Origin of the sequence: Psychrobacter sp. CLB018, from assembly GCF_041222815.1 — a bacterium.
Classification (GTDB): domain Bacteria; phylum Pseudomonadota; class Gammaproteobacteria; order Pseudomonadales; family Moraxellaceae; genus Psychrobacter; species Psychrobacter faecalis.
The window spans coordinates 837,348-854,975 of sequence record NZ_CP166085.1; the positions used below are offsets into that span (position 1 = coordinate 837,348).

Below are 17,628 nucleotides of genomic sequence, written 5' to 3' on the forward strand. Positions count from 1 at the left end.
AAGGCTGTTATGTAATATAACGGCCTTTTTATTGGGTCAAATTTGAGCTTGTTTGAGGAAAAATGATATGTTCCAAGCATCGACTATGGCGCCCGCGCCCAGATTATACTTACTTACCAATGATGATGAATTCGCGGTGTTATATGCAAAATTAGAAGCAGCATTAGCAACGGGGCTGGTAGCATTATTGCAAATTCGCCGTAAAAAAACCTTACAATCGGTAAATAGCAAAGAAAAACTCTATGAGGAAGCACAGCAAATAGTCAACTTAGCTAAAGCCTATAATGTCGATGTTGTAATGAACGATGACATTGCACTTGCCAAAAAACTTGGCATCGGGGTGCATTTAGGTCAACAAGATGGTGAGATAAATAATGCCAAAATTGCCCTAGCACCAAGTGAAATTATCGGACGAACTTGTCACGGCGATGTAGCGCTGATCAAACAAGCAAAAGAAGATGGCGCAAGCTATGCGGCGATGGGCGCTGTTTTTGCCTCAAACACCAAACCTAATGCCAATGTGATATCTCGCCAGCAACTTATTGAAGGTTGTCAACAGGGGATCGATATATGCGTGATAGGGGGATTGACGGCGGAAAATATAACCGAGCTGGCAGGTTTGCCAATTGCCTATGTGGCGGTCGTTGGCGATATTATGGATTTGCCTGTAGAGAAAATTGCCGCGCGTTGTCAGCAATGGCAGCAGGCGCTTAGCAGATGGCAAGCGCCTGCTTGATTAGAAACTTATTTCAATTCTTTAATCTTTAAAGCTAACATTTATTTCAAATGACATTATTTTAAGTGACATTTATTTAAAATAGACATTAAAAATTATTCTGCATGTTCCATACACAACGTAGCATATGGCAGCGCTTTTAAGCGTTGCGCTTCAATTTGTTTGCCGCACACTTCACATTCACCGTAGGTACCGTTTTCAATACGGCTTAGCGCGTTTTCGACGTAGATAAGGCTTTGACGTGCTTCATCCATCAAGCTTGCGCGCATGTCGTTTTGACGGTATGAGATGGCCTGATCTTCCCAATGTTCATTGAGGTCGTCTTGCGGGTTTTGAATATGGTCTTCGATTTTATCAATGCGAGTTTCATATTCTTCCTTTAGGTTTAGCAGGTCTTGTTTGGCAGTTTCAATATCAATACTCATAATTTTCTCCTGAGAAATTGTTTTTATTGTTAGGTTTATTATTCATTATCATCATAGGTTTTATAATAAGCTGCTTTCTTATAATGAGCGGTGCTTATCATAAACACTCTTTTATCATAAACAGCCTGATGATGAAGTACCACCACGAAATGTTACTGTTCTTAGTGCATATGATTACTATTGAAATTTGGCAGTTATATGGATTGATAATCTATAGCGCAAAATTTATCACAGTTCTTTATAAGAGAAGACTAAAAACTGCTAGAATACACCGCTGAAATTCTTGCTTGGACAGTTCTATAACACCAAGTGCGAGAATGACCCATAATATACGTTTTAAGATGACTATTTCGTAAAAACGTTTTGCAGTTAGCAAACAGCCATATTGTAGATTAACCATAGATGATGCATAGGAGCAGGTAATGAATTTTTTGCGTATGAGTGAGCTTAGCTTAGCGGATAAGGTGGTATTGGTTCGTGAAGACTTAAATGTACCTATCAAAGATGGCAAAGTCGCAAGCGATGCGCGCCTGCAAGCCAGTTTGCCTACCATCAAAATGGCGTTAGAAAAAGGCGCGGCGGTGATTGTTTGCTCACACCTTGGTCGTCCGACAGAAGGCAGTCCTGAGGCCATCTATTCGCTTGCGCCAGTTGCTGATTATTTAAGCGATAAGCTAGCTGCGCCAGTCAGCTTAAATAAAGACTATCTAACGGCAGGCGTGGCAATCAAGGCAGGCGAAGTCGTGCTGTTAGAAAACGTGCGCTTTAATAACGGCGAGAAGAAAAACGACACAGCGTTGGCGCAAAAATATGCGGATTTGTGCGATGTCTTTGTCATGGACGCTTTTGGCACGGCGCACCGCGCGCAAGCGTCAACCGAAGGCGTGACCCAAGCGATGCATCAAGCGGGCAAAGTCGCTTGCGCTGGACCTTTATTGGCCGCTGAGCTTGATGCCTTAAGTATTGCGCTTGAAACGCCAGCCCAACCGATGCTGGCAATCGTTGGTGGCTCAAAAGTCTCGACCAAGCTTGAAGTACTGCATAGCTTAGCTGAAGTCTGCTCGCAAATTATCGTTGGCGGCGGTATTGCCAATACTTTTTTGGCAGCGCAAGGTCATAGCGTTGGAGCATCATTATATGAGGCGGAACTGGTCGATACCGCTCGTGATATTATGAATAAAACTGAGATTTTATTGCCAGAGTATGTGGTCGTGGCCGATAAAAATGAGATTGATTTTGCGGACTTTACCGGCTCATTACAGAAAGCTACCGCTACTATCAAGTCGGTCGATACCATCGGCGATAATGACATGATTTTAGACATCGCGCCAGAGAGCGCCAAGCAATTAGCGGCTGCTATTATTAAGGCAAAAACCATTTTATGGAATGGACCGGTCGGCGTATTTGAAGTCGATGCTTTTGGTCAAGGTACACAAATCGTGGCAAACGCGGTTAAAGACAGCCAAGGGTTTTCGATTGCAGGCGGCGGTGACACGTTAGCGGCAATTGATAAATATCAAGTGGCTGATGGGGTTAGCTATATGTCAACGGGCGGCGGCGCTTTTTTGGAATTTGTAGAAGGTAAAGTGTTGCCAGCAGTCGCTGCTTTACAAATCGGCGAGTAATCGTTCTATCGTCATTTATCAATTAAGTAACATTAGACGTACAACTTATTATGAGCATCTGGGGTAGGCTATAAAAATAATAAAGTGACCACCGTGTTTGATTTTATTGTTGTTTGGCCTGTCTGTATGAGAGCTGCAGGATAAAGGTGAGCGTGAAAGGTCACAGCTTATTATTAAGTAGTAATTATTTGTTTCCATACTGAAAATTATGATTGCATGCCCAATTTGTACTCTATAAAATAGCGAAAATCATGTATTTGGCATGCTTTATTTACGAGAGGTTTATTATGTTAAAACGTCATTTGTTACTTGCTAGTGTCCTTGCTGGTACCTTTGCAATTACTGCATGTAGCCAAGAAACACAAGATAAAACGGAAGCTGCTGCTGAGTCTGCGGGTGATGATGCTGCTGCTAACACAGAAGTTGCTACTGCTGAAACCGAAGCCGCTGCTGCTGACGCTGAAGTTGCTGCCCAAAACGCCGGCGCAGAAGTTGCCGAAGGCGCTGAAACAGCTGGTGCTGCTGCGACTGACGCGATAGAAAATACTGGTGAAGCAGTTGTAGTTGGCGCAAATGAAGCCGTTTCCGCTACTGCTGGCGTGGTTGCTGATGGTGCCTCTGCTGTTGAAGAGAAAGCCAGTGAAAACGCAGTAGAAGCAGAACAACAGTACTAATTGATTGCTAATCAGTTATGATTCATTCAAGTTATTTGATTTTAATAATCGACTTGCATGCATAGCGCTATAATCAATAGCGGTCTTATAAGCCTCGAAATACTAAAAAGCTTTGGTGATGACCAAGGCTTTTTGCGTTTTATGCATTGCTAAAAGTAAAGTATGCAATAGCATCATTCATCAATTAAACCAAAGCTGTAACCTCAATACAATCGGTATGCTCAATAAAACCGCAAGCTTAATCGAGCTTAATAATGTGAGCCTAATAAATAGTCGCTCAACCGCTACGAAGCGTGGGCAAAATTTGCTATAATCTGCGCGTGATAATTGCTAGTAAAAATCCTGCATTTTCCCAACTGTTCTATAGTGCTGCTTGTCGATTTACCTACCTTGCAGCGAGGATGGAACACTTGTAATCACCAAATCGTTATAAGTATTTATTTTAAAATCTAATCAGAGAGCGTTTTATGGCCTTAATATCTTTACGTCAACTTTTGGATCATGCCGCTGAGCACAGCTATGGTGTCCCGGCCTTTAACGTCAATAACTTAGAGCAGATGCGTGCCATTATGATGGCGGCCGACGCTTGTGATTCACCTGTTATCGTGCAAGCCAGTGCGGGTGCGCGTAGTTATGCAGGGTCAGCATTTTTACGTCATCTGATTATTGCTGCGATTGAAGAATGGCCGCATATTCCGGTGGTGATGCATCAAGATCATGGTATGTCACCTGCGATTTGCCAGCGCTCAATTCAGCTTGGTTTTTCATCGGTGATGATGGACGGCTCGCTCGGTGAAGACGGAAAAACGCCAATGGATTATGATTATAATGCCAGCGTGACCCGCGAAGTGGTCAAGATGGCCCACGCGTGCGGCGTGTCTGTCGAAGGTGAAATCGGTTGCTTAGGTAGCCTTGAGACCGGCATGGCAGGCGAAGAAGACGGCTCAGGCGCAGAAGGCGTATTGGATCACGAGCAACTATTGACCAGTGCTGATGAAGCCGAGCAGTTTGTCAAAGACACCAATGTCGATGCGCTAGCGATTGCTATTGGCACCAGTCATGGCGCGTATAAATTTACCCGTCCACCGACAGGCGACATCTTATCGATTGAGCGCGTCAAAGAGATTCATGCGCGTATCCCGAATACCCATTTGGTGATGCATGGTTCGTCGTCAGTACCGCAAGAATGGCTCAAAGTTATTAATGAAAACGGCGGTGATATCGGGGAAACTTATGGTGTGCCGGTTGAGCAAATCGTTGAAGCGATCAAACATGGCGTCCGTAAAGTCAATATCGATACCGATTTACGTTTGGCATCAACGGGCGCGATCCGTAAATTCTTGGCAGAAAATCCTAGCGAATTTGATCCACGTAAATATTTTAAAGCCTCTATGGTTGCGATGTCAGATATCTGTACCAATCGTTTTGAAGCCTTTGGTTCAGCGGGTCAGGCGCATAAAGTTCGTCCAATCAGCCTCGAAGGTATGGTCGATTTTTATAAATAAGTGTGGCCAAAAAAGCATGCTCATTGAGCCATAACAGCCGCTTATTTTTAGCGCAAACGCTATAAGCAGTTTTTATATTAAATCTTATAAAAGGTGGTGGATTAATGATTGGATTGATTACGGGGCAGGTGCAATATTTGATGGCGCCGACTGCCTGTGTCATGACTGCCTCTGGCGTAGGCTACGATATAGAGCTGCCGCTGCCGTCATTTTGTCAGTTGCGTCTTAATGAGCAGGCGAGCATTTGGACGCATTTTCACGTGCGTGAAGATGCGCAGCTGCTTTTTGGTTTTATCGATCGTAAAGAGCGTGATGTTTTTCGCCAATTGATTAAAATCAATGGCGTTGGGGCAAAAATGGCGCTGGCGATGCTGTCTGCGATGTCAGCGGCTGAGCTAAAAATGCACGTCGAGCAAGAGTCTGAGACGGCATTAACGCGTATTCCCGGTATCGGTAAAAAGACTGCACAGCGTTTATTGATTGAGTTAAAAGATAAGCTGAAAAATATCGAAGTGGATAATAGCAGTTTAGAATTTGCGCTTCAGCCTGCGCCTATGTCTGCTGAAGGCAGTATCATCGCTGAGGTCGAGGGCGCGTTGATTAGCTTGGGCTATAAAGAACGAGAAGCGCAGCAAGCGATTAAAGCAGCGAAAAGTAATGGTGATACCTTTGCCGATACGCAGAGCTTGTTAAAAGCCACTTTGCAACAGCTCTCTGGCTTTTAATCATTTAAACTATAAGTAATTATGTTAAATTTTAAACAGATAAGCGACATTCATTGTCGCTTATTTTAGTTTTAGGCTGTGTTTTATTGACTACCTGCTTTATGATGTTTTGCATGACTTATGCGCAGCGTTTGGTTATGCTGTTTATGATTTAGTCCTTTAAAAATAATGATTTTAATAAAATGATAAAACCTATGATGCAAGATCGTTTGATTAATCCGTTAGAAGGGGCAGGTGATGCGCCTGACTCTAACATTCGACCGGCATTATTGGCTGAATATATCGGTCAGCCGGTGGTGCGTGAGCAAATGGAAGTGTTTATTGGCGCGGCACGCGGTCGCGACGAGGCATTAGATCATACCTTGATTTTTGGTCCGCCGGGGCTTGGTAAAACCACACTTGCTAATATCATCGCTCGTGAAATGGGTGGCAATCTGCGTTCTACCTCAGGGCCTGTACTTGAGCGTGCAGGGGATTTGGCCGCCATGCTGACCAATTTAGAAGCGGGCGATGTCCTCTTTATCGATGAGATTCATCGTCTAAGTCCGGTCATTGAAGAAATTCTTTATCCAGCAATGGAAGATTTTCAGCTCGATATTATGATTGGTGAAGGACCAGCTGCTCGCTCTATCAAGCTTGATTTACCGCCGTTTACTTTGGTGGCAGCAACTACGCGCGCAGGGCTGCTGACTTCGCCATTGCGAGATCGTTTTGGCATCGTGCAGCGCTTAGAGTTTTATAATATCGCTGATTTGACAACGATTGTTAGCCGTGCGGCGCGTTTGATGCGGGTACCGATGAGCGAAGATGGCGCGGTAGAGATTGCGCGCCGTTCGCGCGGAACGCCAAGGATTGCCAATCGGCTATTACGCCGTGTGCGTGATTATGCGCAAGTCAGAGGCGATGGTAGTATCAATGGCGCGATAGCGGGTAGTGCGCTTGATATGCTTGCCGTTGATAGACGCGGGCTTGATCATTTAGATAGACGTTATATCGAAATATTACACGAGCGTTTTGATGGTGGCCCAGCAGGCGTTGAAGCAATAGCAGCAGCGATGGCCGAAGATCGCGGTACGCTTGAAGATGTGATTGAGCCATATTTAATACAGCAAGGTTATGTGCTGCGGACGGCGCGTGGTCGGGTATTGACGCAAATGGCGATTGACCAGATGTTGTAGGATAGTCAGTGCGAAACGCACGAAACGTGTCTTTAATAGCATTGTGCAGGTAACAATTTTCCTCGCTTGCTGTGTGCTTTGCACTCCAGAGGCTTCGAAAAATTGATACCTGCAATCACGCATTTATTTCAAAATAAATGAACCATATTAAAACTATAAAAGTGTTTACCTTTAATTGTGAGATTAAAGATAAACGCTTTTTCATACTGCAGTTTTTTAAAATTAAGCTTTAGGTAAAGCTTCAGGCCATATTTTCCCAGGATTCAGGATGTTTTTGGGATCAAGGGCAGATTTAATCGCTTGCATCAGCAATAAGGCATTACCATGCTCTTGCTCCATATATTTTTGCTTACCTTGTCCAATACCGTGCTCACCGGTACAAGTACCATCCATCTCAATCGCACGCGAGGCAAGGCGGCTGATAATACCGTCAGCGGTAGCGACTTCTTCAGGGTTGTTGGTATCGACCAATAAAAGAACATGAAAATTACCATCGCCGACGTGACCGACGATAGGTCCAATCATACCCGACGCTTCGATGTCTTTTGCCGTAGCGCTAACACATTCTGCCAAGCGTGAAATGGGCACGCAGGCATCAGTCGATAGAGCGCTGGCTTCAGGTCGTAGGGCAGAGCTAGCGTGATAGGCGTTATGGCGCGCTTGCCACAGACGTTTCCGCTCGGCTTCGTTGGTATCCCAAGCAAAATCTGTACCGCCGAACTCTTCGATGATATCGGTAAAGATTTGCGCTTGCTCGGCGACGCTGGCTTCTGTGCCATGGAATTCTACAAATAGCGTAGGCGTTTCTGTTAAATTCAAATTGGCATATTGGTTACAAGCTTTGATTTGCATCGCGTCGAGCAGCTCGATACGGGCAATTGGCAAGCACATTTGAATAGTCAACATCACCGCCTGACAAGCATCCTCAACCGTTGAGAAATGACAAATACCACTACCGATACACTCGCTAATACCAAATAGTTTAAGCGTAATCTCGGTGACAATGCCAAGTGTCCCCTCAGAGCCTATCATTAAGCGTGTTAAATCATAACCAGCGGCAGATTTTTTGGCGCGAGTACCTGTGCGCACAATGTCTCCGCTCGCGGTCACTACTTCAAGGGCAAGTACCACATCTTTCATGGTGCCATAACGGACGGCATTGGTGCCTGAAGCACGGGTCGCCACCATACCGCCGATACTGGCATTGGCACCGGGGTCTATCGGAAAAAACAAGCCAGTATCGCGTAAATAATGATTGAGCTGCTCGCGCGTGACCCCAGGTTGTACGGTAACGGTCAGGTCTTCATTATTAACCTGCAATATCGCATCCATGGCATGCATATCGATACATAGCCCGCCATAGGGAGCGTTCAATTGACCCTCTAAAGATGAGCCAATACCAAAGGCAATGACTGGCATCTCATACTGATTGCAAATCTCAACCGCTGCAGCGACTTCGTGTTTATCCTGCACGGTCAATACCGCGTCGGGTGGCTGGTTAGCAAGCCAGGTCATGGTATGTCCATGCTGTTCACGTACGGTGATATTGGTGCTAAGTTGTTTGCCAAAGCGTGTTTGCAAAGCGGCAATCGCGTCACTATGATCCTTTTTGATTAAATCATGAGACTTGGAAGGTGATGTAGATGATATGGTCGACATAGGTAAATTCTCCATATAAGACGTATATTTACTGGTTAAACGACATGCTAAATAAGATAAAAAGTTAAGCTCTAATGCATTTTAATTGCCCTTTAACGACAATTAAAATGCATTAGAGCTTATTCAAGTGAGATATTTTGATAGTAATTAACGGATATTTTTTCGTTAAAAATTAATAGTCTAAGCTAAAACCCGCCAAATAACGACGATGATAGCCAATAGGTAAAAAATAGGCGCAAACCAACCGACTTGCGTGGCGATGGCAATAAATACCGCAAAACCTGATAGCGCTAGCCAATCACGGCGACGGTCATTGAGCATATCAGCGCGTATTTGTTGGATTTCTCGTAGCTGACTGTCTTGGCGCGACCCTTGTGAGGCAAGGCTTTGTAAACCTTGGTCTAGTAGCTTAGGAATATCCGTCGTTGATAATAAAATCTCTGGCAACTGCTGACGTAAGTGTTGCAAGTTACGCATCGGGTCTAGCTGCTCTTTAATCCAGCCGCTTAAAATGGGCTTCGCAAGTGACCAAATATCCAGCTCAGGATATAAATCGCGACCAAGGCCCTCAACATGCACCAAGGTTTTCAGCAGCAGCATCAATTGCGGCGGGATGCTCATATGATGGCGACGGGCGATATCCAAAATTTGCATCAAGACACCAGCAAAGTCGATATCATTAATGGATTTTTGTAGCATCGGACCGACAGTGCGTTTCATATCACGCATGAGCGCATGCTTATCGGTATTGGGTGGTATCCAACCGGCACGGCTGACGATATCAACCATCGCCGTAAAGTTATTATTCATTACCGCCAACAGCATACGCGCGACAATAAGTTGGTCGTCTTTTGATAGCGTACCCATAATGGCGCAATCAAGCCCGATATAGCGTGGCTCATGCCCTAGGTCAACTGCTGGCATATTTGCCGTGAGCGTTTTAACCGGTGGCGTTTCTACAAAGACATTACCCGGATGCATATCGGCATGAAAAAAGTTATCGCGGAATACTTGGGTGAAAAATATCGTTAAGCCTTTTTCTGCTAGTGCTGCACGGTCATAACCAAGCTTATCAAATACCTCAACCTGCGAGATAGGAACGCCTTGAATACGTTCCATAATCATGACATTTTTAGCCGCATCATAAACTTCAGGCACATACATCAGTGCTGAACCCAAAAAGTTGTTGCGCATCTGCGTGGTGTTGTCTGCTTCTAAGGTCAAGTTTAATTCGTTCAGCATGACTTGGCGATAGTCTTCGACAATATCAACGATATGAATCGCGCGCGCCGCTTCGATACGCGCCGATGCCCAATTAGCAAGCTCACGCAGTAGCTCAAAATCTGCCACGATGGTGGTACGAATATCAGGGCGAACGACCTTTACCACCACTTCACGGCCATCATGCAAAGCGGCCGTATGTACTTGAGCGATAGAAGCCGCTGCTAATGGTTTAACATCAAAGCGGGCAAATAGCGTGGCGATAGATTGACCTAAACCATGTTTTGGGTCTTGGATTTGGGCAATGGCAACAACAGAGTCGAACGGTTTGACCTTATCTTGCAACTGCACCAATTGATCGATAATCTCAGGCGGCACCAAATCGCGGCGCGTCGAGAGCAGTTGTCCCAGTTTTAAAAATAACGTACCCATGTCTTCAAGCGCATATTTGATGGCATTAGGCTGATGTTTTTTACCCCAAGCTGCTGGATGTAAACGGATTAAACGCGCTAACGGTTGCAGCTGCGGCGCTTCTTCGACAGACAAATGGGTATCAATGCGATAAGCGGCGGCAATACGCCAAAGTTCAAGTAAGCGGGCGCGATGGGATAGTAGCATGAGATAGGGTTACTCTAAAAAGTCGAAAATAGGGCAGAGTCTATGATGGCGCATAGTTAGCGTTTAGGTCGTCATAGACTCTATTTATGATTATCTATGATTGCTTAAACGTGCTTGCTCATCTTTGATAGCGGCAAGCTTGGCTTCTTCACGTTCGATATCCGCACGCAGTTTTAATAACTGCTGCTTTAGGTCATTAACTTCGGCGGCTTCCATCGGATCAGGAGTAACATTACCCGCTACGTCATTGGCCCAGTCGCTGACATCGTTAAAGGCGCGCTTAGCATTATGACGCCAACTACCTTTTAGCTGCGAGATAAGCAAATGCAGTTGGCTGGCCATCGGTTTTCCAATAAACGGCTCAAGCTGGCCGGCGACATCAGGGTCAAATCCTGCAACCAGCTGCTTAAGTTGCATCAGCACTTTGTAATCCCCTGCAATCGGTAAGTTGCCTTCTGTGCCGCGCATCAGGTTCAGCAGCTGCGCTGGATTATCAACGGTAATGGTGCAATCTGGTCGACTATGGCCAAGTCGCGAACGCTCTAGGCTGGCCTGTTGGCGCTCATTCATACTGCCGCTTGGTTCAAACACGCTCTCTGTCATGACCGGCTCAAAGCGCAAACGCTCTTCGGTAAATAGAACGTCTATATTAATCTCAGGCATGCCCATATTGAGACGCAGCACTTTGCCCGCAAGCGGCGCTAGCCCAGCTTTAGTAATCTCATCGCTGGCAATGGCGATATTAATCAGCTTTTCGGCACCTGCCAAAAGTAAAACAGTCAGCATAAGGCCCTCACAATGTTTGGTTGAGCGCCATAAGCGTGGCGCATATTTCAATATTGGCTGTTATGACGATGTAAACGCCTGTTCAATGACAGACGTTTTTACATGATAAAAAGCTTGGTTATCTAAGCAGCTGTCAAAACTAAGCTCTACAGCTATTCTTTTCTAAACCTGTGCTTTTTTAAAACTATGATTTTTTAAAACTAGGCTTTAAAACCGCGATGCACCGCAACGATACCAGCGGTCAAGTTATGATAATCACAATTTTCAAAGCCTGCTTGCTGCATCATTTGTTTAAGCGTTTGCTGATCGGGGTGCATACGAATTGATTCTGCCAAGTATTGATAGCTCTCAGAGTCATTAGCAACCAACTTACCCATAATCGGCAACGCCGTAAATGAATACAAATCATAAGCTTTTGATAATGGCTCAAACACAGGTTTTGAGAATTCTAAAATCAATAAACGACCGCCTGGCTTGAGGACGCGATACATAGATTTTAGCGCCGCATCTTTGTCTGTAACGTTACGCAGACCAAAGCTGATAGTCACCAAATCAAAGCTTTCATCATCAAAAGGCGCCAAAGTTTCAGCGTTTGCTAAGACGAAATCAACGTTATTACAGCCGGCATTGATGAGGCGTTCGCGGCCAACTTCTAGCATCGCCGCATTGATATCTGATAATACCACATGGCCGTTGCGACCGACTTCACGGCTAAATACTTTGGCCAAATCACCCGTACCGCCAGCGATGTCGAGCACCTGCTGACCGGCGCGTACACCCGATAAGCTAATCGCATAACGTTTCCACAGGCGATGAATACCAAACGACATTAAGTCATTCATAATGTCGTATTTTTTGGCAACTGAGGTAAAAACATCGGCAACGCGCGCTTGTTTTTCTGCTTTATTGACCGTTTTATAGCCAAAATGCGTTTGCTCATTACCATCGGTATCAGGCGTATGCGGGTTATTGATGTCATCACGTTGGTTAAATAGCGTTTGCTTGGCCGTTTGTGCGTGCGTAGCAGTAGGATTGACGCTGTTATTTATGGTGTTTGGCATAGTCGTTTGTTGACCTTGTGGGGTTCCGGTTGGTAAGTCGTGCACTTGGGTAAAGTCATTATTATTGCTGCTATCGGCTGCAGCATTGGCATTCAGCGTCGTACTAGCGCTTTGGTTTTGACGCGCTTTTACTTGCGCGGTGATGCTTTGATTATGAGCAATACTATCTTTAACCAATTTATCTTGCAGATGACCATGAGAAGTAGGGTTATCAGTATGGGATTGATCGGCTTGGCTAAGGTTGTTATTTGAGTTATCAGTCATACGATTATCCTATTATTTGTTTTTATGATGGCGTATTTAAGCGTTATTTGCATAGGGTTTAAACACCGATTGCATACGGTTTAAACCCTATTTAAGCACTATAGCGGTCAGTTAGCCACGGGCATTATTGACCCTATCATACACCAAACGCTGCTGGCTTACCGCCATTATTGGTGTCATGAACTTCGTCAATAATCTCAAGCTCGCGCTCACAAAACGGTTCAATAAAGCTGCTGACACTTTTTAGCGGTTTCATCGCTTTAAAGCCTGAATCGATAAAGTCGTAAAGCGGCTGGAAGTTATGGCGATAAGCCGTTCCTTTTGCGAGACCAAAGGCTTTTTTGAGCATAAATGAATTCAAATCTTTATCGGTACGGTAGCAGACCTCTTTTAGATTGTTAATCTGCACGCGGCGCTCATTGGCCTCATCGACTGCGCGGTAAGCGGCAAGCATATTCTCTTCATTGACTGCTAAATCTTGCGCAACCAACCACTCGGCCAAATGTAAATCCAGCTCAATGGCCAAGATAGACGCTTGAATGCCCATGCTGCCCGCTTCTAAAGAAGCTTCTTTAGCAAGGCGCTCTAATTTTTTGGCTTTGGGAAGAATACGATCTAACTGCTCTGCCAATACTTTAAATTCATCACCACCATATAGCTGGGTTAAAAAATACTCTGCCATCGGTTTGTTTTTTGGTTGTTCAAACAGCGCGCTATGGGTGCGCTTAATACGTGCTTGTTGCCATGCTTGCACTTCTTTGAGCTTGGTATTTAAGGCAGCATCTTTATGGTGTGGCAGCGCCCAAAAACGGTTTAAGTGCTGTTGTAAATTGGCTAACGCAGACATGGCAAGTAATCCTATAAAAAGTAAAAATGGCAATAAAATTGCTAATAAAAGGGTTGAGATAATACTAAATTCTTATCTTTGTGGGCAGCTATTAAAGCATGCGCGCAAGATTTTGTTCACCTTAAAAGAAAATACCACAGAATACAAATGCCAAACTGTTACATAGCAGGGTTATTTACTGGTTTTACGCAATGCTATGATTCACTATATAAATAAGACAGCTAATAAAAACCATAAATAAGACCTATATAAAAATTATCTAATAATAAAGCGAGTATGGACATGAGCAAAAAAAATAAATCGACTGAAAGCCAAGCGCCAGAAGCGGTAAGTGACCAGTTTAGTAAGCAAGTCGTCGAGCAGCGTTTGACGCCCAATCCGTTAAATATCTTTGCTATGGACAAAGATACATTGCGCTTGGCGTTAGTCACCGCTCAGTTTGCCCTACGCGCCACGCGGCAGCAAACACCGCCAACCATCAAAAAACCAACTGGGCTCTTGGTGTTGGTCAACGGCATGGAGCAGGCGGGCAAGGGCACCGCAGTCACCCAGCTGCGGCAATGGGTTGACCCGCGCTTACTCAAGGTTGAGGCGACTATCGGAGATTGTCCCTTAGAGCATCAGCCGATTTGGCAAGCGCATACCAAAGCGCTGCCACGTCATGGCGATGTGATGGTGTATTTTGGCAACTGGTATGCCGACTTACTCTATAACGTCATGCGTATGGTGACCTTAGATGATGATGACAATGAAAGTGATGACGATAAGGTGAAAAAAAGTGAAGATAAGAATAATAAGACGCTGAAAAATAACGCCTTGCCTATTGGCCAATGGCAAAACTATTTAAAGAAAGAACTCACCAAACTACAAGCCTTTGAACAAGATCTTGCTGCTAACCAAACCAAACTGCTTAAATGCTGGTTTCATGTCGATATCGAAACCTTGCAGGCGCGCCTAAATGACGATGAAGCTGATCCAGAGTTTTTATATCAAATCGATTGGAAAAGTAAACAGGTCGTCGATACTTTTAATAAGGTAGCAACAGCCTTGCTACGCCAGCAAGATGACTGGATTATTATCAATGGCGATGATAAATCAGAGGCTGCCACCCATTTTTGTCATCAAGTATTGCAGGCGATGCAAAAGGCGCTCGAAAGCAGTAAAGCAGAAAGTCAGAATATAAAAGAAGCAGCAAAATTCGAGCCTGTAGCAATCCCTAAAATTTTGATAGAGGTTGACGATACTGAGATAGAGAAATCTGACTATCATAAAGCGCTTGCCGATAAGCAAGCACACCTTGCCAAATTGCTACGGGCGCGTCAGGGTCGGCATGTGGTGTTTGCCTTTGAAGGGATGGACGCCGCTGGCAAAGGCGGCGCGATCAAAAGGCTGGTTGCGCCACTCGATCCGCGCGAATATCAGATTTATAATATTGGCGCACCGATGTTATATGAATTGCAGCATCCTTATTTATGGCGTTTTTGGACCAAACTGCCCAATGAGCAAGTCGATCGTATCAGCCGTATCGCCATCTTTGATCGTACGTGGTATGGACGCGTATTGGTCGAACGTAACGAGGGCTTTGCGACTGACGCAGAATGGCAGCGCGCTTATGACGAAATCAATCGTTTTGAAGCAGATTTGGTCGCTGCTGGCACGATAGTCATCAAATATTGGCTTGCTATTGATAAAGGGGAGCAACTCAAACGCTTTGAGGCGCGTGAAGAGACGCCGCATAAGCAATTTAAGCTGACCGATGATGATTGGCGTAATCGTGATAAATGGGTGGGTTATGTGCAATCGGCGGCTGATATGTTGGCACGTACCAATACCAAGGATGCACCTTGGGCAATCATCGCGACTAATGAAAAGCGTCAAGCGCGACTAGAGGTATTAGACCACGCTATTAAACAGCTATCCGCGGCATTGTCTATCACTGCTGATACTAAATAAATGCATGATAAGTGATAAAGGCTTTATACGAGTTTAAAAGTTAGTATTATTTTGATTTGAAGTCTTAGGGAAAATTAACAACATTTTTCTACTAAATAGGCAGCTTTTTTGAGTGATATATTCAAAGTTACAAATCTCGCAATATCATCATGCAATCTGTGTCTATATTTAATATAATAGGCGCGTAATAACTTCTGCCTGCTCACAAAATAGCTGCACAGTCAGAGATGGTATTTATCCTATAAATGTTTTAATTATTAACAACAGATTTTTATAACCAACGCTATCACTATAAAACCTAAGCCGCAAGCTGCTGTAATCGGACGATTTGGCAAGACTACTTGCGGCTTTATGGCATTTTGTGGCTTAGGTTTTTCGCTGATAGGTGGGCAAGCTTGCGCGTAAATATTTACAAGCACGCAAAACTATCAGGACAATATAGAGCGCAGTAGATAGTAACTTTTTATAACTATATTTTCAAATTCGTACATTCAAAACAGTATTTCGAGAAACATATTCAAAACAGTATGTCAAAACCACGTTGCGGACACGCTATCATAATGGTGGGTGGTAAAAACGACACCATCAATAGCGCCGCAATGGCATCAATCACCTATAATTTCAATCAGCTTACGCAGGACGTATCAACGTATGGGTATTAGCAGCAGTTCTACAGGACCAACCAAAGCAGTCGGTTCTATGAGAATCAATCTATTTTTTGCCATTTTACTGATTGCGATGACCGCTTACTTTTTATGGTGGGGTCTAGATTACACCATGCATCAGCAGACGACGCTATTTATCGTAGCGACGGCTTTTGGTGTGTTTATGGCATTTAATATCGGCGGTAACGACGTCGCCAACTCCTTCGGTACTTCGGTGGGAGCAGGGACGTTGACGATTCCGCAAGCTTTGGGCATCGCCGCGATATTTGAAGTATCGGGCGCGGTACTGGCGGGCGGCGAAGTCACCGACACCATTCGCAGCGGCATCGTTGACTTAGATGGTTTAGCGGTTTCGCCCAATCAGTTTATTTATGTCATGCTCTCAGCGCTTATCGCGGCGGCATTTTGGCTGTTGTTTGCCACTAAAAAAGGTTTGCCCGTTTCGACCACCCATGCCATTATCGGTGGCGTCGTTGGTAGCTCTATTGTGCTCGGTATCTCTTTAGGTGGTACCGACATGGCACTATCGACCGTCGATTGGGGTACGATTGGAACAATTGCCATCTCTTGGGTCATCTCACCCGTGTTAGGCGGCGTATTTTCTTACCTTTTATATGGTCAAATTAAGAAAAAAATCATTGAATATAATGATAGAACCGAAGCGCATATTGCGACGCTAAAAGACGATAAAAAAACCGTCAAGCAAAACCACAAAGAGTATCTAGAAAGTCTAACCGAGTCAGAGCAATTGGCGTATACCTCAGCGATGCTGCGCGATCAAGAAATCTATAAAGATGATGATTGCGACATTGAGGATTTAGAAACCGATTATTACAAACAGCTTTATAAGATTGAGCACGAACGTAGCAACCTTGATACTCTAAAAGCCCTTAAACAATGGGTGCCGCTCATTGCTGGTGCAGGCGGCGCGGTCATGACCTCTTTGGTGGTGTTCAAAGGCTTAAAAAACGTCAACAGCAACATGACGACGATTCAAGGCTTTTTCATCATGGGTATGATAGCGGCGCTGGTATGGCTTGCGACCTTTATTTATACCAAGAGTATCCGCGGTAAGCATAAAGAAGATTTGACCAAAGCGACGTTTATTATGTTTAGCTGGATGCAGGTCTTTACTGCTTCCGCCTTTGCTTTTAGTCATGGCTCAAACGATATCGCCAACGCCGTCGGTCCTTTTGCGGCAATTATGGACGTTATCCGTACCAATAGTATAGCGACCGAAGCGGCTGTACCGCCTGCGGTGATGTTGACCTTTGGTGTGGCGCTCATCGTTGGTCTATGGTTTATCGGTAAAGAAGTCATTCAAACCGTCGGGACCAATTTGGCAAAAATGCACCCAGCTTCAGGCTTTTCCGCGGAATTGGCTGCGGCTGCCGTCGTCATGGGCGCATCGACCATGGGTCTGCCCGTATCGAGTACGCATACGCTGGTTGGCGCGGTACTTGGTATTGGCATCGTCAATCGAGATACCAATTGGGCGCTGATGAAACCTATCGGTCTGGCATGGGTAATTACCCTGCCTGCGGCGGCCTCGATGTCGGCTATCAGCTATCTGTTATTAAGTAATATTTTTAAATAAAAGTTTTATTGTTATTTATTATGGTTTTCTATAATAAATAAAAAACGCTTATCGGCAGCTGCTGATAAGCGTTTTTTTATACAAGTTTG

At 44.7% G+C, this 17,628-nt stretch carries 14 protein-coding genes; 8 read left to right on the top strand and 6 right to left on the bottom strand.

Translation table 11 applies throughout. The annotated features are described in order from the left end of the window. Positions 1-67: 67 nt before the first annotated feature. Entirely contained in the window at positions 68-736 is a 669-nt protein-coding gene (locus tag AB8P72_RS03715; protein WP_369958032.1) for a thiamine phosphate synthase, read from the top strand. A 95-nt stretch (positions 737-831) separates the two neighbouring features. On the opposite strand, the gene AB8P72_RS03720 is transcribed toward AB8P72_RS03715, so the two are convergent. Beyond that, positions 832-1,161: a TraR/DksA C4-type zinc finger protein gene (locus AB8P72_RS03720; RefSeq protein ID WP_144297721.1), complete on the bottom strand. Its 330-nt coding sequence runs from the start codon at positions 1,159-1,161 to the stop codon at positions 832-834. 422 nt (positions 1,162-1,583) lie between these two features. Here AB8P72_RS03720 and AB8P72_RS03725 point away from each other — a divergent pair, with 422 nt between their 5' ends. From AB8P72_RS03725 to ruvB, 5 genes are all read left to right on the top strand, one after another. Continuing rightward, positions 1,584-2,786: a phosphoglycerate kinase gene (locus AB8P72_RS03725; protein ID WP_369958033.1), complete on the top strand. Its 1,203-nt coding sequence runs from the start codon at positions 1,584-1,586 to the stop codon at positions 2,784-2,786. A 287-nt stretch (positions 2,787-3,073) separates the two neighbouring features. Then, positions 3,074-3,460, top strand: coding sequence for a hypothetical protein (locus AB8P72_RS03730; RefSeq protein ID WP_191692201.1), 387 nt, complete (start codon positions 3,074-3,076; stop codon positions 3,458-3,460). Positions 3,461-3,927: 467 nt separating this feature from the next. Continuing rightward, complete coding sequence (gene fba / locus AB8P72_RS03735) at positions 3,928-4,965, top strand: class II fructose-bisphosphate aldolase (protein WP_286798018.1); 1,038 nt, start codon at positions 3,928-3,930, stop codon at positions 4,963-4,965. A 104-nt stretch (positions 4,966-5,069) separates the two neighbouring features. Beyond that, entirely contained in the window at positions 5,070-5,690 is a 621-nt protein-coding gene (ruvA, locus tag AB8P72_RS03740; protein ID WP_068404947.1) for a Holliday junction branch migration protein RuvA, read from the top strand. A 197-nt stretch (positions 5,691-5,887) separates the two neighbouring features. Continuing rightward, positions 5,888-6,868, top strand: coding sequence for a Holliday junction branch migration DNA helicase RuvB (gene ruvB / locus AB8P72_RS03745; protein WP_068404994.1), 981 nt, complete (start codon positions 5,888-5,890; stop codon positions 6,866-6,868). A gap of 222 nt (positions 6,869-7,090) precedes the next feature. Here ruvB and AB8P72_RS03750 read toward each other — a convergent pair whose 3' ends face one another. The 5 genes from AB8P72_RS03750 to AB8P72_RS03770 all read right to left on the bottom strand — a co-directional run bounded on the left by AB8P72_RS03750 (position 7,091) and on the right by AB8P72_RS03770 (position 13,324). Beyond that, positions 7,091-8,527: an FAD-binding oxidoreductase gene (locus tag AB8P72_RS03750; protein ID WP_369958034.1), complete on the bottom strand. Its 1,437-nt coding sequence runs from the start codon at positions 8,525-8,527 to the stop codon at positions 7,091-7,093. A 180-nt stretch (positions 8,528-8,707) separates the two neighbouring features. Beyond that, a complete protein-coding gene (locus tag AB8P72_RS03755) occupies positions 8,708-10,366 on the bottom strand; it encodes an ABC1 kinase family protein (RefSeq protein WP_369958035.1) in 1,659 nt (552 codons plus the stop codon). 90 nt (positions 10,367-10,456) lie between these two features. Then, positions 10,457-11,152 (bottom strand): SCP2 domain-containing protein, encoded by a 696-nt coding sequence (locus AB8P72_RS03760; protein ID WP_102077850.1) that lies wholly within the window; start codon positions 11,150-11,152, stop codon positions 10,457-10,459. Positions 11,153-11,352: 200 nt separating this feature from the next. After that, positions 11,353-12,201 carry a bifunctional demethylmenaquinone methyltransferase/2-methoxy-6-polyprenyl-1,4-benzoquinol methylase UbiE gene (gene ubiE, locus AB8P72_RS03765; RefSeq protein WP_369958262.1) on the bottom strand — a complete coding sequence of 283 codons (849 nt, stop codon included), beginning with the start codon at positions 12,199-12,201 and terminating at the stop codon, positions 11,353-11,355. 412 nt (positions 12,202-12,613) lie between these two features. Next, the gene (locus tag AB8P72_RS03770) at positions 12,614-13,324 is read right to left on the bottom strand and encodes a hypothetical protein (protein ID WP_193031733.1); all 711 of its coding nucleotides are present in this window, start codon (positions 13,322-13,324) and stop codon (positions 12,614-12,616) included. Between the two features lie 282 nt (positions 13,325-13,606). Here AB8P72_RS03770 and AB8P72_RS03775 point away from each other — a divergent pair, with 282 nt between their 5' ends. Together AB8P72_RS03775 and AB8P72_RS03780 are read left to right on the top strand one after the other, a co-directional pair. Continuing rightward, on the top strand, positions 13,607-15,277 hold the full coding sequence (locus AB8P72_RS03775) for an ATPase (RefSeq protein WP_369958036.1): 1,671 nt from the start codon (positions 13,607-13,609) through the stop codon (positions 15,275-15,277). Between the two features lie 651 nt (positions 15,278-15,928). After that, the gene (locus tag AB8P72_RS03780) at positions 15,929-17,539 is read left to right on the top strand and encodes an inorganic phosphate transporter (protein ID WP_369958037.1); all 1,611 of its coding nucleotides are present in this window, start codon (positions 15,929-15,931) and stop codon (positions 17,537-17,539) included. Positions 17,540-17,628: the final 89 nt, after the last annotated feature.

What these genes read in the sequence shown, in the direction of transcription:
- AB8P72_RS03760 (WP_102077850.1), bottom strand. Translation starts at nt 11,152, where the DNA reads ATGCTGACTGTTTTACTTTTGGCAGGTGCCGAAAAGCTGATTAATATC.
- AB8P72_RS03730 (WP_191692201.1), top strand. Translation starts at nt 3,074, where the DNA reads ATGTTAAAACGTCATTTGTTACTTGCTAGTGTCCTTGCTGGTACCTTT.
- fba (WP_286798018.1), top strand. Translation starts at nt 3,928, where the DNA reads ATGGCCTTAATATCTTTACGTCAACTTTTGGATCATGCCGCTGAGCAC.
- AB8P72_RS03780 (WP_369958037.1), top strand. Translation starts at nt 15,929, where the DNA reads ATGGGTATTAGCAGCAGTTCTACAGGACCAACCAAAGCAGTCGGTTCT.
- AB8P72_RS03750 (WP_369958034.1), bottom strand. Translation starts at nt 8,527, where the DNA reads ATGTCGACCATATCATCTACATCACCTTCCAAGTCTCATGATTTAATC.
- AB8P72_RS03720 (WP_144297721.1), bottom strand. Translation starts at nt 1,161, where the DNA reads ATGAGTATTGATATTGAAACTGCCAAACAAGACCTGCTAAACCTAAAG.
- AB8P72_RS03715 (WP_369958032.1), top strand. Translation starts at nt 68, where the DNA reads ATGTTCCAAGCATCGACTATGGCGCCCGCGCCCAGATTATACTTACTT.
- ruvB (WP_068404994.1), top strand. Translation starts at nt 5,888, where the DNA reads ATGCAAGATCGTTTGATTAATCCGTTAGAAGGGGCAGGTGATGCGCCT.
- AB8P72_RS03775 (WP_369958036.1), top strand. Translation starts at nt 13,607, where the DNA reads ATGAGCAAAAAAAATAAATCGACTGAAAGCCAAGCGCCAGAAGCGGTA.
- ruvA (WP_068404947.1), top strand. Translation starts at nt 5,070, where the DNA reads ATGATTGGATTGATTACGGGGCAGGTGCAATATTTGATGGCGCCGACT.
- AB8P72_RS03770 (WP_193031733.1), bottom strand. Translation starts at nt 13,324, where the DNA reads ATGTCTGCGTTAGCCAATTTACAACAGCACTTAAACCGTTTTTGGGCG.
- AB8P72_RS03725 (WP_369958033.1), top strand. Translation starts at nt 1,584, where the DNA reads ATGAATTTTTTGCGTATGAGTGAGCTTAGCTTAGCGGATAAGGTGGTA.
- AB8P72_RS03755 (WP_369958035.1), bottom strand. Translation starts at nt 10,366, where the DNA reads ATGCTACTATCCCATCGCGCCCGCTTACTTGAACTTTGGCGTATTGCC.